18 protein-coding genes are annotated in these 20537 nt (G+C 61.2%); 7 read left to right on the plus strand and 11 right to left on the minus strand.

Translation table 11 applies throughout. The features are described 5' to 3' along the window. Positions 1 to 14: 14 nt before the first annotated feature. From JNJ45_11110 to JNJ45_11120, 3 genes are all read left to right on the plus strand, one after another. Positions 15 to 863 carry a D-alanyl-D-alanine carboxypeptidase gene (locus JNJ45_11110; protein ID MBL8049218.1) on the plus strand — a complete coding sequence of 283 codons (849 nt, stop codon included), beginning with the start codon at positions 15 to 17 and terminating at the stop codon, positions 861 to 863. A 66-nt stretch (positions 864 to 929) separates the two neighbouring features. Beyond that, positions 930 to 2126, plus strand: coding sequence for an ImmA/IrrE family metallo-endopeptidase (locus JNJ45_11115; GenBank protein ID MBL8049219.1), 1197 nt, complete (start codon positions 930 to 932; stop codon positions 2124 to 2126). A gap of 53 nt (positions 2127 to 2179) precedes the next feature. After that, entirely contained in the window at positions 2180 to 2617 is a 438-nt protein-coding gene (locus JNJ45_11120; GenBank protein MBL8049220.1) for a hypothetical protein, read from the plus strand. Here the strand turns inward: JNJ45_11120 and JNJ45_11125 are convergent. After that, positions 2601 to 3104, minus strand: a complete 504-nt coding sequence (locus tag JNJ45_11125; protein MBL8049221.1) for a hypothetical protein — start codon at positions 3102 to 3104, stop codon at positions 2601 to 2603. The genes JNJ45_11120 and JNJ45_11125 overlap by 17 nt on opposite strands. A 21-nt stretch (positions 3105 to 3125) precedes the next feature. Between JNJ45_11125 and JNJ45_11130 the strand changes: the two genes are divergently transcribed. Then, positions 3126 to 3857 (plus strand): rRNA pseudouridine synthase, encoded by a 732-nt coding sequence (locus tag JNJ45_11130; GenBank protein MBL8049222.1) that lies wholly within the window; start codon positions 3126 to 3128, stop codon positions 3855 to 3857. Here the strand turns inward: JNJ45_11130 and JNJ45_11135 are convergent. The 9 genes from JNJ45_11135 to JNJ45_11175 form a co-directional block, all read right to left on the minus strand. Then, positions 3851 to 4213, minus strand: coding sequence for a hypothetical protein (locus tag JNJ45_11135; GenBank protein ID MBL8049223.1), 363 nt, complete (start codon positions 4211 to 4213; stop codon positions 3851 to 3853). The two genes, JNJ45_11130 and JNJ45_11135, sit on opposite strands and share 7 nt — an antisense overlap. A gap of 2 nt (positions 4214 to 4215) precedes the next feature. Further along, entirely contained in the window at positions 4216 to 5697 is a 1482-nt protein-coding gene (locus tag JNJ45_11140) for a cysteine--tRNA ligase (protein MBL8049224.1), read from the minus strand. Between the two features lie 336 nt (positions 5698 to 6033). Further along, positions 6034 to 6963 (minus strand): PEP-CTERM sorting domain-containing protein, encoded by a 930-nt coding sequence (locus JNJ45_11145; GenBank protein MBL8049225.1) that lies wholly within the window; start codon positions 6961 to 6963, stop codon positions 6034 to 6036. Between the two features lie 311 nt (positions 6964 to 7274). Next, positions 7275 to 8204: a PEP-CTERM sorting domain-containing protein gene (locus tag JNJ45_11150; protein ID MBL8049226.1), complete on the minus strand. Its 930-nt coding sequence runs from the start codon at positions 8202 to 8204 to the stop codon at positions 7275 to 7277. A gap of 775 nt (positions 8205 to 8979) precedes the next feature. Then, a complete protein-coding gene (locus JNJ45_11155; protein ID MBL8049227.1) occupies positions 8980 to 10431 on the minus strand; it encodes an aldehyde dehydrogenase (NADP(+)) in 1452 nt (483 codons plus the stop codon). Beyond that, positions 10428 to 11642 (minus strand): FAD-binding oxidoreductase, encoded by a 1215-nt coding sequence (locus tag JNJ45_11160; GenBank protein MBL8049228.1) that lies wholly within the window; start codon positions 11640 to 11642, stop codon positions 10428 to 10430. The genes JNJ45_11155 and JNJ45_11160 overlap by 4 nt, the downstream gene beginning before the upstream one ends. Next, entirely contained in the window at positions 11639 to 12550 is a 912-nt protein-coding gene (locus JNJ45_11165) for a proline racemase family protein (protein MBL8049229.1), read from the minus strand. The genes JNJ45_11160 and JNJ45_11165 overlap by 4 nt, the downstream gene beginning before the upstream one ends. Then, positions 12547 to 13443 (minus strand): dihydrodipicolinate synthase family protein, encoded by an 897-nt coding sequence (locus JNJ45_11170; protein ID MBL8049230.1) that lies wholly within the window; start codon positions 13441 to 13443, stop codon positions 12547 to 12549. The genes JNJ45_11165 and JNJ45_11170 overlap by 4 nt, the downstream gene beginning before the upstream one ends. Before the next feature lie 72 nt (positions 13444 to 13515). Beyond that, positions 13516 to 16368, minus strand: coding sequence for a hypothetical protein (locus tag JNJ45_11175; GenBank protein ID MBL8049231.1), 2853 nt, complete (start codon positions 16366 to 16368; stop codon positions 13516 to 13518). 116 nt (positions 16369 to 16484) lie between these two features. On the opposite strand from JNJ45_11175, the gene JNJ45_11180 reads away from it, so the two are divergent. Genes JNJ45_11180 through JNJ45_11190 form a run of 3 tightly spaced genes read left to right on the plus strand, consistent with a single transcriptional unit; the run spans position 16485 to position 19335 of the window. Further along, on the plus strand, positions 16485 to 17741 hold the full coding sequence (locus JNJ45_11180; GenBank protein MBL8049232.1) for an aspartate aminotransferase family protein: 1257 nt from the start codon (positions 16485 to 16487) through the stop codon (positions 17739 to 17741). Further along, positions 17742 to 18749, plus strand: coding sequence for a glycosyltransferase family 9 protein (locus JNJ45_11185; protein ID MBL8049233.1), 1008 nt, complete (start codon positions 17742 to 17744; stop codon positions 18747 to 18749). Further along, positions 18742 to 19335 (plus strand): N-acetylmuramoyl-L-alanine amidase, encoded by a 594-nt coding sequence (locus JNJ45_11190; protein MBL8049234.1) that lies wholly within the window; start codon positions 18742 to 18744, stop codon positions 19333 to 19335. Before JNJ45_11185 ends, JNJ45_11190 begins: the two co-directional genes overlap by 8 nt. On the opposite strand, the gene JNJ45_11195 is transcribed toward JNJ45_11190, so the two are convergent. Further along, entirely contained in the window at positions 19329 to 20486 is a 1158-nt protein-coding gene (locus JNJ45_11195) for a PLP-dependent transferase (GenBank protein ID MBL8049235.1), read from the minus strand. The two genes, JNJ45_11190 and JNJ45_11195, sit on opposite strands and share 7 nt — an antisense overlap. Positions 20487 to 20537: the final 51 nt, after the last annotated feature.

Raw genomic sequence — 20537 nt, forward strand, 5'->3', positions numbered from 1 at the left:
ATCAAAGGTTGCCTATGCGAGTTCGAACCATTGCCGCTCTTGCCCTTGTTGTGGGGTCTGCCACCGCCGCCTGGGCGCAACCTCAGCTGAGCATCAAGGCCGACGCCGGCATCATTATCGACGCCGCGACCGGCATTGTGTTGTGGGAAAAAAACCCGGACGCCAAAATGTTTCCGGCCAGCACCACCAAGATCATGACCGGCCTGTTGCTCTTGGAAAATACGAGCCCCACCGACCAGGTGATTGCGCCGCGCGACGTGACCTCCGTTGGAGAATCGAGCATGAACTTGCGTCCGCGCGAAAAGCTCACCGCCTCCGACCTGCTCACCGCGATTATGCTGCGCAGCGCCAACGATGCGGCTTACACCGCGGCCATCCATATTGCCGGGAGCAAGGAGAAATTTGCCGCAATGATGAACGAGCGCGCGGCGGAACTGGGTTGCAGCTCCACGCATTTTATGAATCCGCACGGGCTGCACAACGAGAGCCACTACACCTCCGCCCGCGACTTGGCCATCATGGCCCGCGCGGCCATGCACAACGAGGAGTTTCGGGCGGTGGTCCGCCAGCCCGCCTCCACGATTTCGCGCGGCGACCTACGCGAGGAAGAGGTGTCCAACCGCAATAGGTGGCTGAGCCTGGATAGCAGCGCCGACGGGATTAAGACGGGTTACACGAAAAAGGCGGGGCGGTGCTTCGTCGGCTCCGCCACCCGCAACGATTGGCAGGTGATTACGGTGCAGCTGCATTCGCCGAATTGGATGGCCGACCAGCCCCGCATGGTCGACTGGGCGTTTACTTCGTTTGCGCATGCGCCGACCGAGCTCGACGCGGCATTGGGTCTGGAACTCGCGGCTCATTAATCGCGTCATACTTACGTGAATGTAAGAAAAGCTTACATTCTGGGCAAAATCTGCCGAAACTAGCGTATGGCTCTTTCTCAAAAAACTCTCGGAGCGCGATTGCAAAGTGCGCGCAAAAGCGCGGCGCTTACTCAGGCGATTGCTTCGCGGGAAGTGGGCATTTCCCGCGAGACCCTGGCCCAAATCGAAGCTGGCGTCCGCAGCGTTAACTCGCTGGAAATTTCGCGCCTGGCGCGGCTGTATGGTCGGTCGCTCGGTTCGATCCTGAGTCCGGAAGGCAACTCCGAGGACGAGCCGCTCACCCCGCTCTTCCGGATGCAAGAAACCTTGGCCGAATCACCCGGACTGCGTGAGAAACTCATGTGGTTCACCAGCGTATTCCAAGAAGCTCGCACCATCGAGCGCCTACTCGGCGACGAGCCGTTGCCGCTGCCGCCGGACTATGGCATGCGCGACCCGCGCTCGATCGCCGAAGCGTATGAGCAGGGCCAGGAGTTAGCCAATCAAGAGCGTCAACGGCTGGGTTTGGGATCGGGTCCGATTGCAGATGTGGCCGAAGTGCTTGCCCAACAAGGGGTCTGGGCCGTCGCCGCCGCCATGCCGGAAAACGTCTCGGGCATCTGCCTGATCCACCCCGCGATCGGCGCGGCCGCGATCGTGAATCAGAGCCACCACCGCAGTCGCCGCCGATTCTCCTATGCTCATGAGTACGCCCACATCTTGGCGGATCGAGTGGGCCGACCCACTTCGGTGAGTGGTGCGAGCAACGCCAAGGATCTGATGGAGCGGCGAGCGAACAGCTTTGCCAGCGAGTTTTTGATGCCAACCAAAGGCATATTGGAGTTGCTCGCGCGGCTCGACAAAGGTGGTGCGAGCCGCGAGCCGATGTCGTTTTTCGATAACAGTAGCGATGCAGGCGAGCTGATTGAAAAGCGCAACCCGCCCGGCTCGCAAGAGATCGATTTTCACGATGTCGCGTTTATCGCGGATTGGTTTCAGGTGAGTTATGACGCGGCGGCTTATCGGCTAAGTGATCTCGGAAAAGTCACTCGCGAAAAACTGCAAACCTTGCTGACTAAGCGTAGCGCGCGCAAGTGGGTGGAAGCGTCCGACCAGCCGTATCTTGAAACCTACTTGCGCTGGCTTGTCCGCGAAGCCTATCGGCGCGAAGTTATCTCGGGCGGGCGCTTTCGTGACTTCTGCACTCTCGCAAAGTTAGATGTAGAAGAAGAATTTGCGCAGGTGCAAGCGCATTTTGATTGATGGCGGATACGCTCCTTATTGCTGATGCTTCGACGTTGTTGAACTTTCTACGTGTGAGGCGCTTCGACCTCATTGAAAACTTGGGATACCAAGTTCACGTTGTTGATGCGGTGATTGATGAGATTTTGACCGAGCGAGATACGCTTCATCGCCTTATTGACGACGGGAAGATCAGCACTCTCAGCCTGGAGGGAGTTACCCTGAGCGACACTGTCGCGGCCCTGCTCAGTCTTGGCTTGGGCAACGGAGAAGCGTTTTGCTTCGCCGCGGCAGTTAAGCTTGGCGCGAGCCTCGCCATTGACGATCGCCGCGCGATCAAGCGAGCCCAACCAGTGGCGCCGGATGTCAACATTGTCACGTCTTGCGACATTGTCGTGGCAAACATCCGCGCAAACCAACTTACCATCGCCGGGGCCGACGCAATCAAAACGGAGTGGGCGGAGCACCACCAGTTTCGCCTAAAGTTTGCTAGTTTTACGGATTTGGTTTAACCCGCTTCAACTCCATGCGATGGCTAAACTCCCACGCGGATTTCCCCGCCCAGAGCAGGGATTTGTCACTCACAAACCCATCCTTAGTAAACGTATAACGAAACCGCATCCGCGAGTTCCCCATCTCACTTTCGCGATCCGTTTCAATTTGAAACCAATCCGAACGCCCCGCGCAAAACTCCGCCCAATTTGACAAGTCAAATCGCTCCACCTCAAAGCTACTATTGCGGTCCAGCCACACGGTACCGTCCATGGAAACTGAGATCACGCCAATGCTTAACTGATATTGGCCGGGCTGAAAACGGTACTTGAACAACGCCGTTGCGCCATCCGAGAACGGGGTCCACCGCAAGCTAATCGGAAACGATCTTCGCTCCTTGGCAAACGTATCGTAAAAGGCCATCGTCCCCTCAAATTGCCCCTCCAGACGGGCAAATCCAGCTGAGTGATCAATGGAGATCAGCGAAATCAGGGCCAAGGCCATCATACTTAAGGGAGTCTACTCCCCATGTCCACCCCCGAAACCGAACGTCTGCACAAGTTCCTCGCCCGCTGCGGGGTGGCTTCGCGGCGCAAAGCCGAAGAGCTGATTCGCGAGGGCGCGGTGGAGGTCAACGGGAGCATGGTCATCGAAATGGGGGTCCGCGTCGGGCCCGAAGACGAGGTCCGCGTGTTTGGCCGCCCCGTCGTCGCCGAGCGATTTTTGTACGTGGTGATGAACAAGCCGAAGGGCTACGTGACCACCACCAGCGACGAGCGCAACCGCCGCACCGTGATGGATCTGCTGCCCGACATGAGCGTCTCGCTGAAGCCGGTGGGCCGCCTCGACCTGGACACCGAGGGCGTGCTCCTGTTTACCAACGACGGCGAACTCGCCGCCCGCCTGACCCACGCGCGCTACGCCGTGGATAAGGAATATCTGGTCAAAATCCACGGCGTGATGCCGCCGGAAAAACTGGCCAAACTCCGCGCCGGCGTGTGGATCGAAGGCGGAAAGACCAAGCCGATTCAAGCCGAACTCGTCCACCAATCGGACAAGGAAACCGTACTCCGCCTCACCCTGCACGAGGGTCGCAACCGCCAGATTCGGCGCATGTGCGAGGCGTTAGGCCACGACGTGATGTCGCTTAAGCGCGAGCGTATTGCGTTCATTTCCGTCAAAGGAATGGCGCTCGGCGAGTGCCGCACGGTCGGGCAAAAGGACATTCAGCGCCTGCGCGCGATGGTCAAACTTCAGTAGTTTTTGCCGACCACACCCTCAAAGCCCTTGCTAAAGGCGTGCAACTGCTTGCTCGTCGGCCGCACCGCGCCAACCTCGGGCGTGCACGGACCCACCGTGTCTTGCACTTCTTGCACCACGCGGCTCACGTAGGCGCGGTCGCGCTCCTTGCGTTCGGCTTGCAGCGCCCGAAAGCCGTCTTCGGCAATCGCTTTACGCGCCAATCGCTCGCCGCATCTAAGCCATCTAGCGTTCACCGCGCCCTTCATACTGCGATCCACTACCGAGTACGTCACGGCCACGACCGTGCCGATCATCATGATCATCCCGAGGTTACGGCCAAGTCGCCGCGAAGCCGGAGCAGGCGCTGAATCCATGATTACACCGTGCGAGTGAGCCGCCACACCACGCCATCCGGCGTGTCGCGCAGCTCCACTCCCATCGCCGCGAGCTCATCGCGAATCGCGTCGGCCCGTGCGAAATCGCGCGCCGATTTGGCTTCGGCCCGCTCGTCCACTTTCGACTGAATCAGACCCTCGTCCACCGCCAGATTCGCGCCGGTTTGCGCCTCGAATGGCACAATTCCCAGCAGGTTGTTGATTGCGTGCAGGTAGCGCAAAGCCGATTCGCCCGCCGCTGCCGACATCGTGCGGCCCTCGCGGAAAATCACGCCCGTGCCTTCCAACGCCTTGGCCAGCGCCACGCTCGTGTTCAGGTCTTCCAGCATCGCACCGAGCGCGGCGTCCGCGAGCTCGTCCAGCGCCGCGCCCACCGTATCCGGCCCGGGCAAACCTCGGTCTACGGCGGCTTCGGCCATCAGCCGGCACTCTTCGTAGCGCAACACCTTGGCTTCGCTATCCCGCAAAAGGTCCATGGTAAAGTTGGCCGGTTTGCCATAAGGCACCGAAATCAAGGCGTAGCGCAGCGCCAGCGGATGAATGCCCTTATCCTGCACCAGCTCGCGCACGGTGTAAAAGTTGCCCTTGCTCTTGGACATCTTTTCGCCTTCAACGCTCAGGAACTTGGTGTGGATCCAATGATTCGAAAACGCCTTGCCGGTGAGGCATTCGCTCTGCGCCATCTCGCATTCGTGGTGCGGGAAAATCAGGTCCTCGCCGCCGCCGTGCAAGTCAATCGTTTCGCCCAGATAGGCCATCGCCATCACCGAGCACTCGATATGCCAACCCGGAAAGCCCCATCCCCACGGCGAATACCACTGCATTAGGTGCTTGTCGTCCTTTTTCCAAAGCGCAAAATCGGCTTGGTGACGCTTGTTATCGTCCAGGACCACATCGCGCGCGCCGGCCTTCAGGTTGTCCAGTTCGGTGTTGCCGCTGAGCGCGCCTCGGCGCGCAAACTTGGCGCTGTCAAAGTAAACACCGGTCGGAGTTTCGTACGCAAAGCCGTCCTCAATGAGCTGCTGCACGGCCAAAATCTGCTCGCGCATGTGTTCAGTGGCGCGCGGCCACACCATCGGTCGGCGCAACCCCAGCTGATCCCAATCTTGCTGAAATGCGGTGGCGTAGTGGCCGGCCAATTCCCACACATTCTTAAATTGTTCGCCCTCTTTGCTGCGCAGGGCCTTCTCCATTTTGTCGTCGCCGGTCGCATCGGCCTGGTCGTCGGTGGTCAGGTGGCCCACGTCGGTGATGTTGCTGACGTAGCTGACCCGCCAACCGAGCGCCTCGGCGGTGCGGACGATGAGGTCGGCGGTGAGGAAGGTGCGGAAGTTGCCGATGTGGGCGTACGAGTAGACCGTCGGTCCGCACGAATAGAAGCGAAGATGCCCAGGTTCGCTGAGAACCAAGGGCTTCACGGTCCTGCTTTCGGTGTCGAACAGACGAAATTCGCGCTCACTCATGGGGAATCTTGATGGTACCTTGAACTACGCCCACCCCCCGGCCGCGCGTTCGGGCGGGTTGGAATACCTTACTCCGCGCCATTTTTTTCGTGGGCGTTGGTCCGGCTCTTGTTTCGGGGTTGTTCGGCCCTTCGCCGCGTCGGCCCACGAATGTGATTTGGCGCCAATCGTCCTCACGTGGCAGGAGGACGATGCGAGCCCAAGTTGCGCTCCTTCGCCAGCCCCTTTTGCTCCTACATTCAGGGCCAGCTCAGCCGAGTCCGGGGGAGTGGCCGTGGGCCGACGCGGCTGGAAGCGGGTTCTGAACGCGTTGCGCGGGGTTGCGTCGGGGCCGACCTAGCGGCGACGGCGAATCATCATCCCAAGTCCAGCGAGCAAGCCCACCATCCCCCCTGGCTCAGGCACAGGCGCAGCCCCGATGAGCGTGTACTTGGCACCAATATTCTGCCAGGGTTCGGGATAATCGTCTACGTTCCTTCGAAAGCCCATGTTATTTCCGTGGCCAGTTTGCTCCCCCCCTGTGGTGTACAAGTGTAAGCCGGTTTCAAATCCGTTAGCACCGTAGGTTTCTCCAAGGCTCAAGGCATTCGTGTAAGTAGAAGTGCAAAAATGAACGACCTCACCCGGAACTATCTTTCTCCAACCAGAGGCAACAAATCCATCAAGCAAATCATAATTTGGGGTGATGCTGAAGTTTGTGCCCACACCGCGTGCTTGGACCGCGGAGTCGCTGCCGCCAATGTATGCCCCCATGCCACGGCCAGCACTCGTACCGTAAGTCGCAATGTCAGGGACACCATCACCATTCACGTCGACCGGGTTGCGATGAACATCGTAAACAGTGCCTGAACCGAACTCGCTAAGGTTTTGACTGAGCTGATTTGAAGCAGTGTATACGGGAGATATCTTTCGGAATGAGCTCGCATCTAAGGGCGCTGCTGAAGTATAGGCAACGTTCGACAGGATGGCTCGATCGTAAACAACATAGCTCTGAAACGTTCTAAGAAAAACCGATCCGTATCCGTTTGCAATATGCTGCATCGAAACCCCTACCGAGAAGGTAGACAGTGAAGGAACAGCCAACGAAACATTGTTTGGGATTTCGGCACCGATCTCCGCGTCAGAATCGGAACCGCTGCTACGCGCTAACTGCACCAACTGCGGATCTTGATAGGTGAGAAAATACCGGAACTGACGCGCTTGCGCGAGCGCGAGCCCCGGCAGTAGCGCCGCCGCGACTAACCCCAAACCAGCAATCTTCCTCATGTGAAACACAACTCCGGGCGAAATCCGCCTGAGCACACAGTATAAGCCACATCTGGTCAAAATCGATGGCGAAGTTTCCGCCGTCGGGGCGGTCGGGGCGGGAGGACGACGCGAGCCCCGCGAGCGAGTCCGGCTTGCCCTCCTTTGCCAGCCACTTTGCTCCTACTGTCAGGGCCAGCCTTAGCCGCGTCGGGGCGGGAGGACGACGCGAGCCCCGCGAGCGAGTCCGGGGGAGTGGCCGTGGGCCGACGCGGCGGGAATCGGTTCGGAACCACCCGGACCTCCTCATGCGGGGTTGCAGCGGAGCCGAGCTAGTGACGACGGCGAATCAAAATCCCGAGTCCAGCGAGCAAGCCAAGCATCACCCCAGGCTCCGGCACAGGCGCGGCCCCGATGAGGGTGTACTTGGCGCCGATGTTCTGCCAGGGTTCGGGATTATCATCAGCCAAACGATAAAACCCCATGTTGTTACCATTCCCATTCTGTTCACCACCTGTAGTGTGAAGCAACAGACCAGTCTCCCCTTCACTGGAACCAAACACCTCTCCAACCTCAAGATTACTTACGTAAGTCGCATCGCAAATGTGATGAATTGCTTCGGGAAGGACCTTAAACCAGCCAGAACCGATGAACCCGTTTAGCAGGTCGTAATCGGGGGTCATGGGAAATGCTGTTCCGGCGCCTCTCACCTGAGTTGCACCGTCATTGCCACTAACATAGGCTCCAGAGCCGCGACCAGCATTTGTTCCATACGTACCAATGTCTGGTTGCCCGTCGAGATCAATATCTATTGTGTTTCGGTTCAGATCATACACAATCCCTGAACCAAAATTGCTTAGGTTATTTCGAAGTTGATTTGAGCCAGTGAACAGCGGAGAAATCTTCCTAAATGAGTTCTGGTCTAACGGCGGCGCTGAAAGAAATGCTCCGTTTGAGAGCAGGGCGCGGTCGTAGGCAATGAAACTCCTGAAATGATTCAAGTAAACGGGGCCGAGCCCGTTCGCCAAATGCTGCATTGCAAGGCCAACCGTGAATGAGCCCATCGTCGGTACGGATAACCGTACCGTTACAGGAATCTCACCCCCAATTTCGGCGGCAGGGTCGGAACCTGTGGATCGTGCTAACCGAACCAGTTCAGAATCTCGATAAGTGAGAAAATACCGAAATTGACGCGCTTGTGCGAGCGCAAGCCCCGGCAGCAACGCCGTTGCGACAAACCCCAAACCAGCAATCTTCCTCATGTGAAACACAACTCCAGGCGAACTCCGCCTGAGCACCCAGTATAAGCCACATCTGGCGAAAATCGATGGCGAAGTTTCCGCCGCGTCGGCCCACGGCCACTCCCCCGGACTTGCTCGCGGGGCTCGCGTCGTCCTCCCGCCCCGACGCGGCTGAGTTGGCCCTTTGAAAAAGGGACGAGCAGCTGGCGAAAGTTCCCAAGCGTGAGACTCGTTCGCGGGACTCGCGGTGTCCTCCCGCCCCGGCGCGACTAGTGCTGGCCCTTGGAAAATGGGACGGGCAACTGGCGAAGGTTCGCCAGCGTCAGACTCGCTCGGGGGAGCTCGCCTACTCCTTTCGCCCCGACGCAACAGTGGTGGAAGTAATGAGCCTGCCTCTATCGAATGAGCTTGTTGAGGGTGAGCCCCGGCGCGCCGCGTCGGCCCACGGCCACTCCCCCGGACTTGCTCGCGGGGCTCGCTTCGTCCTCCCGCCCCGACGCGGCTGAGACTGGCGCTTTGGAGGAGTGAGGTCGTTGCGAAAGTCAGGGATGTACCTGACTCGCTCGCGGGGCTCGCGTCGTCCTCCCGCCTCGACGCGGCTGTGCCGAACCCTATAAGTGGAGGTTATTCGAAAGTGCGAGGTCGGAAGTGGCCTTTAGCGAAGGGCTCGCAGCGTCCTCCCGCCTCGACGCGGCGAAGGCGGACGCTGGCGAGCGGAATCAAGCGATGGTCCAGCCCCAACGCGGCCAAGGCTTGCGTCAAAAAGCCAACCAAGGTGACCCCGCAAAACCCAGCCCTAACCCAACAACTCCGACGGGAAATCTTGGTAGCAAACCGGGCGCAGCCAGCGCCGAATCGCCGCGTCCCCGACCGCCGTAAACCGGCTGTCGCTGGCTGCCGGATACGGGCCGCCGTGAACCGTCGCCGCGCCGACCTCGAGGCCGGTGGGGAAGCCGTTGGCGATGATGCGCCCGGCCACATGCGGCAAGGTGCGCAGCAGATCGCGCGCCGCCGGAGCGTCGGCGGCCGCCATGTGCAGCGAGGCGGCCAACTGGCCGGTGAGCGCCTCGGCGATGCCCGCAAAATCCGCCACGGAATCGCACACCACGAGCAGCGCGGCCGGGCCAAATACCTCGTGGCGCAGGTCGGGGTTGGCCAAAAACGCGCTCGCCTCCACCTCAAAAATCGCCGCCGAACCGGTGTTTGCGCCCGAGTCCTCGCCATGTCCCAGCAGAGCGGAGCCCCCGCGAAACCGGTCGCAGCCACGGCGATAATTTTCGGCGATACCGGCGGTCAGCATGGTTGCACCGGTGCTCCCATTGACCAGCTTAACCAACCGATTCCGAAACGCGTCGAGTGCGGGCCCGCGCACGGCGACCACGATTCCGGGGTTCGTGCAAAACTGCCCGACGCCGAGCGTGAGGCTGCCAAAAAACGCTTCCGCAAACTGCGCCGCGCCTTCGGCCAGGCGGCCCGGGAAGACAAACTGCGGGTTCATGCTGCCCATTTCGGCGAACACCGGAATTGGGCGCGGACGCGCCGCGGCCAGGTCCATGAGGTGCCGACCGACCCCAAGCGAGCCCGTGAAGCCGACCCCCGCGAGCGATTCGTGCTGCACCAGCGCGCCGGCGTCGTCGTTGCTCAGGAACAAACATTCGAACACCGAGCCGGGCGCGCCGACCTCGCGGATGGCGCTGCGCACGCAACCCGCGACGAGCTCGCTGGTGCCCGGGTGCGCGCTATGCGCCTTCACCACGATGGAGCATCCGGCGGCCAGCGCGGAGGCCGAATCGCCGCCCATCACGCTGTACGCGAGCGGAAAATTCGAGGCGCCAAACACCGCAATCGGCCCGATTGGCAGCGACGTTTGGCGCATGTCGGGTCGCGGAAGCGGCGCCCGATTGGGGTTGCCGGGAACGTGGACATCGCCGCGCCAACCGGTCTGGCCGATGAGCCGCGCGAACAGCCGAATCTGCATGCATGTGCGATCGAGCTCGCCATTCAGTCGGGGCAGCGGGAGGGCGGTTTCGAGGTTCGCTCGCTCGACAATGGTGGCGCGGGCGGCTTCCATGTTGACCGCAATCTGCTCCAGAAGACCGGCGCGCAGCGCGTCGTTGCGGATCCAATCGGTCGCCAAAAGTGCGTGACCGCCGCGAACGGCGACGTCCATTTGCGCGCGGCTGGCGAGCGGAAACTCGCCCGGGAGCGGGTCGTTAGTGGCGGGGTTGGTGGCGTGCAAAGTGCTCATGAGAATCGGTGGGGGTCCAGGGGAATGAGGCTGAGATCGGTGGTTTCGTCGCGCAAAAGTTGGCCGACCAGGTGGCCGGTGATGGGGCCCAAACTCATGCCCATCATGGCGTGGCCAGTCGCGATAATCACGCGCGGATCGGTTCTTACACGGCCAATGTAGGGCAGGCCGTCGGGCGAGCAGGGCCGAAGCCCGCTCCACACGCGCTCTTTTCCCGCGTCGGATTCGGCGAAGGCGATGATCTGCGGCGCGAGATCGGGCAGGGTGCGGCGGGCCGTGGACAAAACGCCTTCCCACCGCGCCGGATTAATGCCGGCGGCTTCCGCGCCCAGTTCCATGGTGCCCGCGATGCGCACGGCTCCGGCCATCGGGGTGATCGCGGTGCGGCCCTCGACCATGATCAGCGGGGTGGTGGGCGGTTCCTCCACGGGCACAATCAGCGAATATCCTTTGCCGCCGATCAGCGGCATTTTGAGGCCAAATGAGCGGGTAAGAGCGCTCGATTCGGCACCGGCCGCGATCACGATTTGGTCGGCGTCTATCTCATCGAGGCGCGTCACGCGGGACTGGAGACGAGTCACTCCCCGTGCGGCAAGGTCCGCGTCCAACGCCGCTAAAACATCGCCGGGATTGAGGTGCGAATCGCACTTGAAAAACACGCCGCCGACCGAACTCACGCGTTGCCCGAAGCGCTCTTGCGTCTCGTGGTCGCTCAGCACCTCGGCTTCCAGACCCAGGTTTTTGGCGACCTTCACGCTCTCGGTTTCGTGGTCCAGCGTATCCCAGCGCTCGCACCCCAGCAACAGCCCGGCTTCGGAAATCTTGGCGTCCGGCCAGCCCTGAGCCCATTCGCGATAGAGGCGCTGACTCCGGAGATTGAGGTCCAAAATTAGCTGGTGCGTGGCCGCAACATGGCGCTTCGTGCAGTGCCGCGCGAACCGCAGCAGCCAGGAAAGCATCTCGCCACGCATCGGCTGGTGAATCCCAAACGGCGAGTCGCGGTGCGGCAACATCCGCAGGCCGGCGAGCAGCATGCCCGGGCTGGCGAGAGGCGAAAAATGGCTGGGCACAAGGTAGCCGCTGTTGCCCCACGAGCAGCCGCGATGGTCGGCGGGCTCGGCGTCAATGAGTGTCACGCGGTGGCTCTCGCTGGCCACGCGGGCGATGCATCGTCCAATGATTCCGCCCCCGACAATGGCGACGTGCTTCATGCCCAGGTCAATCCGTGCCGCAGCGGGTCGAGGTCATCAAAGTGCAGCGCGCCTTCGGCGGTGATGAAGGCCTGGCCGCGAATTGTGGGCCGCACGCCCCCTTCGGCGAGTTCGTAGCTGGCTTCAAAGCACTCGCCCGAGATGCCGCGCACGCGCCACGATTCTCCCGGTTGGAGCTTGCCATCCCCGGCGAGGCAGGCGAGTTTGGCCGAGGTCCCGGTGCCGCACGGCGAGCGATCGAACGCGCCGCTGGGGGTGATGACAAAGTTGCGCGCGTCGCAGGTGTCGTCGCCCGGCCACACGTACTCCACATGGTCAATCCGCGCGCCGTCGGCACCGGTGATTCCGCGGTGGGCAAGCTCGGCCATCAGGGCTTGGCCCTTCTTTTCCAAGCTCCAAACGCTCTCCGAGAGCGCCAGCCCGTGGTCTTGGCAGATGTAAAACCAGTTGCCTCCGTACGCAATGTCACCGGTGACGGAGCCGCACGCGACGCCGGTCGAATCGCGGTAACTCAGCACGTTGCGCAGGCTCACGTCGTTGCGGCCGAGAATATTCACGGTTACCAAACCGGCGGGTGTGCCCATGGTGTACGTGCCCACACCAAGGCGGCCCAGACGCTGCAACGTCACCCCCAGCCCGATGGTGCCGTGGCCGCACATCCCGAGGTTGCCGGTTGTATTGTAAAAGATTACGCCAAAATCATAGTCGTTAGTATGGGGCAACAGGATTCCGCCGACCCACACATCGTTGCCGCGTGGCTCGCCGAGAGTCGCCGCGTACACCCACGGAAACCGCGACGCCAGGTCGGCGGCTTGCTCGGCAACCGACTCGCCTACCAACGAAGGGAACGAGGTGAGGATGCGCGTGGGTTCGCCCGCGGTGTGCGAGTCGACGAAGGAAAGCATCATAGGCTGGGGCGGCGGGCGAGCCCTTCATGAATAATGCGCATCGCATCCGCGCGTTCGGCACCCTCCAGGTTCAGGCGCGGCCCGCGCACGTGCTCGGTTCCGAATCCAACTTCTTGCAGGCAAAGTTTAATCTTTTGCACGAATTTTGTGCCGATATCCAGACCGAGCAGCGGCGAATACCAGCGGTACAACGCCAGCGCCTTGTCCCATTCGCCCGCCTGAATCATCTCCCAGAGCGCTTGGTTTTCGCGGGGGAACGCGAGCCCCACGCCCGCGACCCAACCGTGCGCACCGAGCGCGCCGACCTCAAGAATCAGGTCGTCAACGCCGCCAAAGATCGCGAGCCGGTCGCCGATCTGATTGAAGATTTGCGTGACGCGCCGGGTGTCGGCGCTCGATTCCTTCACCGCGACGAACTTCTCGTTTTCGGCGAGTTGCTCAAGCAGGTGGGGGGTGAGGTCCACGGGGTAGGCCAGCGGGTTGTTGTAGATCATGAGCGGCTGGGTCGCCGCGTCGGCGACGGTGCGGAAGTGGTGCAGCGCCTCGCGGTCATCGGCGCGGTAAACCATGGCCGGCATCACCATGTGGCCGTTCACACCGGCTTTCTCCGCGGCGCGCACAAAATCCACGGCGGCGGCGGTGCTGAGTTCGCTGACGCCGGTGAGGACCGGCATCTTGTCGCCCACCGTACCAACCGCCATGCTGAGAACCTCAATTTTTTCGGCGAAGGTCAGGGCGTTGTTTTCGCCGAGCGACCCCAGCATCACCACGCCACGAATACCGCTGTCGGCGATCGCGCTGAGGTGGTACGCAGTTGCGTCCAAGTCGAGCGAGCCGTCCGCCCGAAACTGGGTTGTGAGAGCGGGGAAGACACCAGACCAAAGAAGAGCCATTACGGTCATTTTGACCGAATGGCGGGCATAATAAATCCCCCGACCCAGGGGGTCGGGGGAGAGGGTCAACCCCTAGGGTCGGTCGCCCACCTTGTCGAAGTTGCCCGCGAGAAGGTGATAGTCGAGAATGTCGATGATGCCATCGCCATTCAGGTCGGCCCGTGCATCCCAGTTTTCGCTGGGCTGGTCGCCTTCCGCCACCGGATCCGTGTCGCGCACGGCATCAAAGGCCAAAGCCAGCAGCGAGTAGTCGGCGATATCCACGATGTTATCGCGGTTCACGTCGCCAGCCAGCAGCAACACGTTGCCGAAGTTACCCATGCCGTCGGCAATGGTCACTCGAACCCGGCGAGCCAGGTTGGAGCAACCGCTCAGATACAGGTCGTAGGTGCCGTTGGGCAGCGTCGGGAACAGGTTAAGATTCCCGAAGTTATCCAGCTGACCGGTGGCCGAGGCCTTGTACGTCGAACCCTGATAGAACAGAGCCTGACAGACCACCGCGTGAGGTTCACCCACGAACCCTTCCAACGTGACTCGGCCCGCCACATTCGGCGTGCCGCCGCCATCGGCGGGTGGGCAGGGAAGCTCCACGTCGCCGACAGTCGTTTTGTCGCACGTCCCGCTGACGCCATTCACGTCTTCGAGGATCGAGTTCAGATAGGTACCGCCAGTGACCGGGACACCCTGAATGCCGTAGGCAATCGGCGAGCCGCAGAACGTGGGAGCCGGGAACGGCCCCATGTAGTCGCTCGTGAACCACACGCGCGGGCCCATGCCGGGCACGCTCGCGCAGTCCGTTCCGTAGTCGTAGTCTATGCCGCCGGCCGCGTTATGTCCGCTGCTTTGGCCAAGACCGAACGTCGCCGGACTGGGAACCCACTGATTGGCGGGCCCGCAAGTGAACTCCAGACCGCGGCTACGGTGCGGATAGTTGCTCGTCAGAGCGGCGTTGGGGCCGCTGGCGTGCGTGCTCATCCAGGGGAAGCTGGGAATGTTCCAGCCCGTACCCATGCCGCGCTCGGCCACACCCATCTTGCCGGTTGGCGAGAAGCTAATGTCCGAGACCGGCATGCTCGCCGGAATGTTGCCCAAGCTCGGAATGCCGGGCATATCCACTTCCCAGCGATCGCTGGTCGGAACAAACGCGCCGGAGCCGTTGAGCGCCACCGAGCGAATGTGGTTTTGCATCGTCGGGTTGATAAAGTTGCCATCTTCTACCCACACTGAGTAGTACAGGCGGCCATTGTGATATTCGCAGGCCCAGAGCAGTTCGCCGCGCGGAGCAAAGCCCGGCGCGCCGTTGTCGGCGACCATCGGGTCGAAGGTGCTCAGCAACACGCCCGCCATGCTGTAGCGGTAGATCTTGCCATTGTCCATACAGGTAGCGAAAATCTGGTTGTTGGTCCCGTCGAAGCACACGTCGCCCACTTCCGGATAGCGTTCCTCGGTAGTGTACGTGTTCGTAATGTTGGGATCAATGGTGCTCGGCATCGAGACCGGGTTGAAGACGCTAATCGCGCCAGAACCGTTGGCGATCTTAAAGACCGTGCCGTGCAGAGCCGAGCCCCAACGCGTGGTCGCGGCGATTTGGTCCGAGTTGTACGCCGACGACTGGGCGACATACATGTTGCCTTGGTTGTCGATGCAAAGCCCGAACACTTGGCCCAGGTTTTCGAGAGTCCAGAAGTTCGGACCGGCGCCTTCGTTGTGGAAGCCAAGCGGAGCTGGCATCCAGTTGGTGCCCACCGCCGGCGGCGCGCAACGGTAGTTGTCGAGGTTCATCCACGCGACAACCGGCTCGTTGGGGAGCTGGCCCATGCACGTGATGGCGGCCGTCGTTCGCGGTCGGAACGGCGACCAAACGTCGTTGTTGTAGTCGGGCTTCCGGGAGGTGCATTCGCCGGGAACCAGGACGCACGGCCCGCAATCGGGAAGCGTGATGCAGATTTGCTTGTTGCAACACTGGACGCCGCCCGCATAGAGCGCGATGTAGAAGCACACCGTTTCGCCGGGTTGAACCCCATTGATGGTGATGGTGCCGCCGCCGGTCCCGCCCATCGGCGGCATGGTGACGTTAAAGAAGTTCGGCGTGATGGTCATGCCCGTGGGGCTAGCCGGCACGATGAGAATTTTGGTGACATTGTACGGCGACAGGTTCTGCAAGAAGAAAGACCATGTCAGCACGCCATTGTCGCAGCGAGCGATGTCTTCCAAAATCTGGAAGCAGTCGCAGTCGGGCAGCTTGATGCACCACTTGGTTTCGCAGCACTCCGAAAGGTCGGGCGTGTGGAACGCCATCTTCCAGCACAGCTCGGTGTTCGGTTGAACGCCGCAGAACTCCCAGGTGAGAGTCCGGGTTTCGCCGGGCATCAGCGGTGGGGTCAGTTGAACCGGGTTGTTCGGCGTCGTGACGCCAGCCGGTAAGTCAAAGAAAATCCAACCCATCGGGAAGGTCGCGTTGTTGGTGAGCGTAAAGGTGTACTTGACGCAACCCGGACGCGTGGGATCCCACAGAATCCGCTTGTCCACGATGGTGACGCAGCGATCGTGCAGCGCGATGGACACGTTCGCAACCGAGCCCGCGTTGACGATCACCTTCTTGGTTTCGAGCGGGGTTCCGTCGACCAACTTGCGCTTGCCGGAGATATCCGGGAAGACGGTGTATTCGCCGGGCAGCAAGCCCTGAACCATGATGCGGCCATCGGCGCCAGAAACCGCATGGAAGGTGCCGAGGTCGCCTCCGCCGACGAGAAGTTCGTGCCCGGCGATGCCCGCTTCGCCGAGGTCTTGCAGACCGTTCATGTTCGGGTCGTCGAACACGGCAATCCGGAGCGAGCCGGTTTGCGCGAAGCCAACCATGGTCATCGCCATGATCGCGAACGCAAGAACCAGGCGACTCCACTTGAGCCAAGTGCCTCTATTCATTTGTGTTTCTCCCAAGTCCCAACCGGGCCCTGTAGACATATTTATATCTCTCTTATCCCGAAGCGGCATAGAATTCCGAGGAATTATTCGAAAGTTGGCATGGGTACACTTTTCGTATGGACGCCGATGCTGTTCTGGCTCACGTCGTTTCTGGTTATCAAAACCACATCAATCCCAACCTCGCCAAGCTGATGAACTTCGCCGGTTTTGGCGTGGAAGCCCGGGCCGAGGGCTGCTACGTGTGGGATCACGAAGGCAACCGGTACCTGGATTGTTTAGGCGGCTACGGCGTATTTTCGCTGGGGCATCGCCATCCCAAAGTCGTGCAGGCCGTCAAGGATCAGCTCGATCTGATGCCGCTCAGCAGCAAAGTTTTCTTTGGCCCACGTCAAGCGGAACTGGCCACCAAGCTGGCCGAAGTCGCGCCCGAAGGACTCGACTACACCTTCTTTAGCAACAGCGGAACCGAGGCCGTGGAGGCCGCGCTGAAGTTTGCCAAGGGCACCAAGGGCGCGAGCAAGATCGTCAGCACCATTGGCAGTTACCACGGCAAGACCCTGGGCGCGCTCTCTGTGACCGGTCGCGAGAAGTACCAAACCAAGTTTGCGCCGCTGGTCCCGGGCGCGGTTTTTGTGCCGTTCGGCGACACCGCGGCGATGCTCGCCGCGATTGATGGCGACACCGCCGCCGTGATTCTCGAAGTCGTGCAAGGCGAAGGTGGCATCAACTTGGCCCCCGCGGGTTACATGACCGCCGTGCGCAAGGCGTGCGACGAGCACGACGTGCTACTGATTGTGGACGAAGTGCAAACCGGCATGGGCCGTACCGGCACCATGTTTGCCTGCGAGCACGAGGGCATTCGTCCGGACATCATGACCCTCGCCAAATGCCTGGGCGGCGGTGTCATGCCGATCGGTGCGACGATGTTCACCCGGCGCGTCTACGACCGCGTTTACGGCGATAATCCGCTGATGCACACGAGCACCTTCGGTGGCAACGGTCTGGCCTGCGCGGCGGGTATTGCGACCCTGGAAGTGATCGCCGAGGAGGGTCTGATCGAGAAGAGCCGCGACACCGGCGCTTACTTTATGGCGCGCCTGCGCGAGGTGCAAGCCAAGCACCCCGATACGGTCAGCGAGGTGCGCGGGCTGGGTCTGATGATCGGCCTTGAGTTTTCCTTAGACGAAGTCGGTGAACTGACGATTGCGCAGATGACAAAGCGCGGTCTGATCGCCGCCTACACGCTCAACAATCCGCGCGTCATTCGCATTGAGCCGCCGCTCATCATCACTCGCGAGCAGTGCGACTTCGCCGCCAGCGTGATTGATGAAGCGCTGAGCGAAACCGAGGCTCTGCTGGCGGCATTGGTCTAGATGGAGCGCTACACCGGCCAGCCTATCGCGGCCAACGCGCGGATCGCGCTGATTGCAAACGATGCGATCGGCATGTTTGTCGTGGTCACGCCGCTATTGCGGATGATTCGGCGGCAGTTTCCTGGCGCACACGTGACGCTGTTCACCGGAACCCGTGTTCAGGAGTTCACGGACAAAAGCGACCTGGCCGACGAGACGGTATTTTTGCTGGGTGGGGCGATGCCGGAGTGGATTGCTTTGGGGGCTGGGCCCGGTTACGACCTGGTGCTCAACACCGAGCAAAGCACTATTGCCAAGTTCATGGCGATGGCGTTGGTTACGCCTTCTGGCTTCGTGGCGGGGCCGTGCGTTCGCGCGGATGGCCGCGGCGACTGGGAGTACCCAAGCGACGCCCGCGGTGACCTTTGGCGCGACCAAGATTGGATTTCGCCGAAGATCACGGACAAGTATCCGTTCCTGCGAACGCCCTGGATTGTTGAGATTTTTGCCCGGCTGTTCTCGCTCGAAGGTCCGGTTCCCGGCTACGAGATTCCCGCGGGGAAGCCCGAGGTCGCCACGCCCCAGATTCTGCTGAACACCGGCGCGAGCCTGGAAAGCAAACTGTGGACACCCGAAAAATGGGTGGCGCTCACCCAGTGGCTCCACGCCCGCGGCAAGAGCATCGGCCTCATCGGCGCGCCGCCCTCGACGGCGGCTCTGCACTGGAAGGGCGGCAACGTAGATGACACGATTTTGGCCACGGGTTTTGTGCAAGATTTACGCGGAAAGTATTCGCTTCCTGGTGTGGTCGGCGCGGTAGACGCCGCCGAGGCAGTGGTGAGTTTGGACAACGGGATCATGCACTTGGCCGCATTCCGCGAAACCCCGGTGGTGGGCCTCTTCCGCGAAGGCATCCACCGCCTGTGGGCGCCGCCCGCCGACAATGTGCGGGTGTTGATTCCGCCGGCGGGCAAGTTGCCCGCCGAAATTACTGTAGAATCGGTGCAGCAGGAACTTGCCCATGTTTGATCTCTTTTTGTCGTTCGCCGTTGTTGTCGCCCAGGATAAGTTTGTTGATCCAGGCCCGAACAAACTGGTCTGGTTCGCCAGCCCGCACTTTGGGCCGCGCCCGGTGGACGCGCCGATCGACACGATTGTGTTGCACCACACCGCGGGAGATTCGCTCGCCGGAACCGTGAAGTGGTTCCAAATGGCGGAGAGCCAGGTGAGCGCGCACTTTACTGTGGGGAAGGATGGCAGCATCGTGCAGCATGTCAGCACCTTCGACCGCGCCTGGCATGCCGGCAATAGCATGGACATCAGCGGGCGCACGAACGTGAACAACTTCTCCATCGGCATCGAAATTGTGAACATCGGCGACGGCAAGCACCCCTACCCGCAGGCGCAGGTGGATGCGGTTCACCACCTTTGCGCGCACTTGGTGCGTCACCGGTTCCCGGGGATCAAGCAGATTACGAGCCACGAGTTCATTGCGGTGCCCTTCGGACGCAAGAACGATCCGATTCTCTACCCGTGGGATTCGCTCAAGGACCTCGGGCTCCCGATCAACGTGGACCCGAAGAACCGCAAAGACGGCGGGAAGAAACCTCAGTAAGCCGCGGCGAGGCCGCGTTCGACATCCTGGATGAGGTCCGCGGGGTCTTCGAGGCCGCAGTACAGCCGGATGACCCATTGCGGCTCCGTCCAACTGGGGAGCTTGAGGTGAATCGGCACGCAAAGGCTCTCGAATCCGCCCCAACTCACGCCCAACTGGAAGAGTTCCAGGGTGTCCGCGAAGGCATGCATGCGGTCTTCGGTGGGGTCCTGGATTTCGAAGCTGAGTAGCCCGCCGGAGCCGGTCATCTGCTTGCGCCAGAGGTCGGCCTGCGGATGTTGATCGTCCACATGGTTGACCGCCGTGACGCGCGGATGTTGCCGCAGGAACGCGGCCATGGCGTTGCCGACTTTTTCAGCTTGCGCCATGCGGAGTCCAAGCGTGCGCATCCCGCGCAGCATCAGCCAGGCGTTGAATGGCGCCAGAGTCGCGCCGATAAGGGCCACCTCGCCGACCATCAGTTTTGCATAGTGCTCCTCGTTGCAGGCGAGCGCTCCGGCGACGACATCGCTATGGCCGCACAGATACTTGGTCGCCGAGTGGACGACGATGTCCACGCCAAACCTTGAAGGCTGCTGGATAAGGCCGGCGGAATAGCTGTTATCCATGGCGACCATGGCTCCCTTCTCGTGGGCAAAGGCGCTGAGCGCAGTTAAGTCTTGCAGCCGAAAGAGGATGCTGCCGGGTGATTCGAGATAGAGCAGGGTTGTTTCCGGCTGCCAGGCCGCCTTTACGGCCGCAATGTCGCGAGTATCCACGAACGTGCTTGTCACGCCGAAGCGAGGCAAATAGTCGCGCAAGAATTCTTGCGTCGGGCCGTAGACGGTTTCGTCGGCAACGACGTGCGCCCCCGCTTGGGTGCAACTCATGATGGCCGCCGAGATCGCGCCCATGCCCGAGCTAAACAAGCGGGCCCGATCCATGCCTTCCAGGGTGGCCACTTTGATCTCCACTTGTGCGAGGTTGGGGTTCGAAATGCGGCTGTAGACGTGCTCATTCTCCGGATCAAACTGCCCCGACATTCGTTGCTTAAAGGTCTCAAAGTCGGGCATGACAAAGAGACTTGTCTGCACGATCGGCGGCGTCACTGCGCCGGCGAGATGCTCCTCCTCGCCCAAATGCTGCAGCATAGTCCAAGCTCCCCAATCCATGACTCAACTATGGCACAAAGTGGGGTGCATACACAAAAAATCCCCCCAGCC

Source organism: Chthonomonas sp., from assembly GCA_016788425.1.
Classification (GTDB): domain Bacteria; phylum Armatimonadota; class Fimbriimonadia; order Fimbriimonadales; family Fimbriimonadaceae; genus JAEURQ01.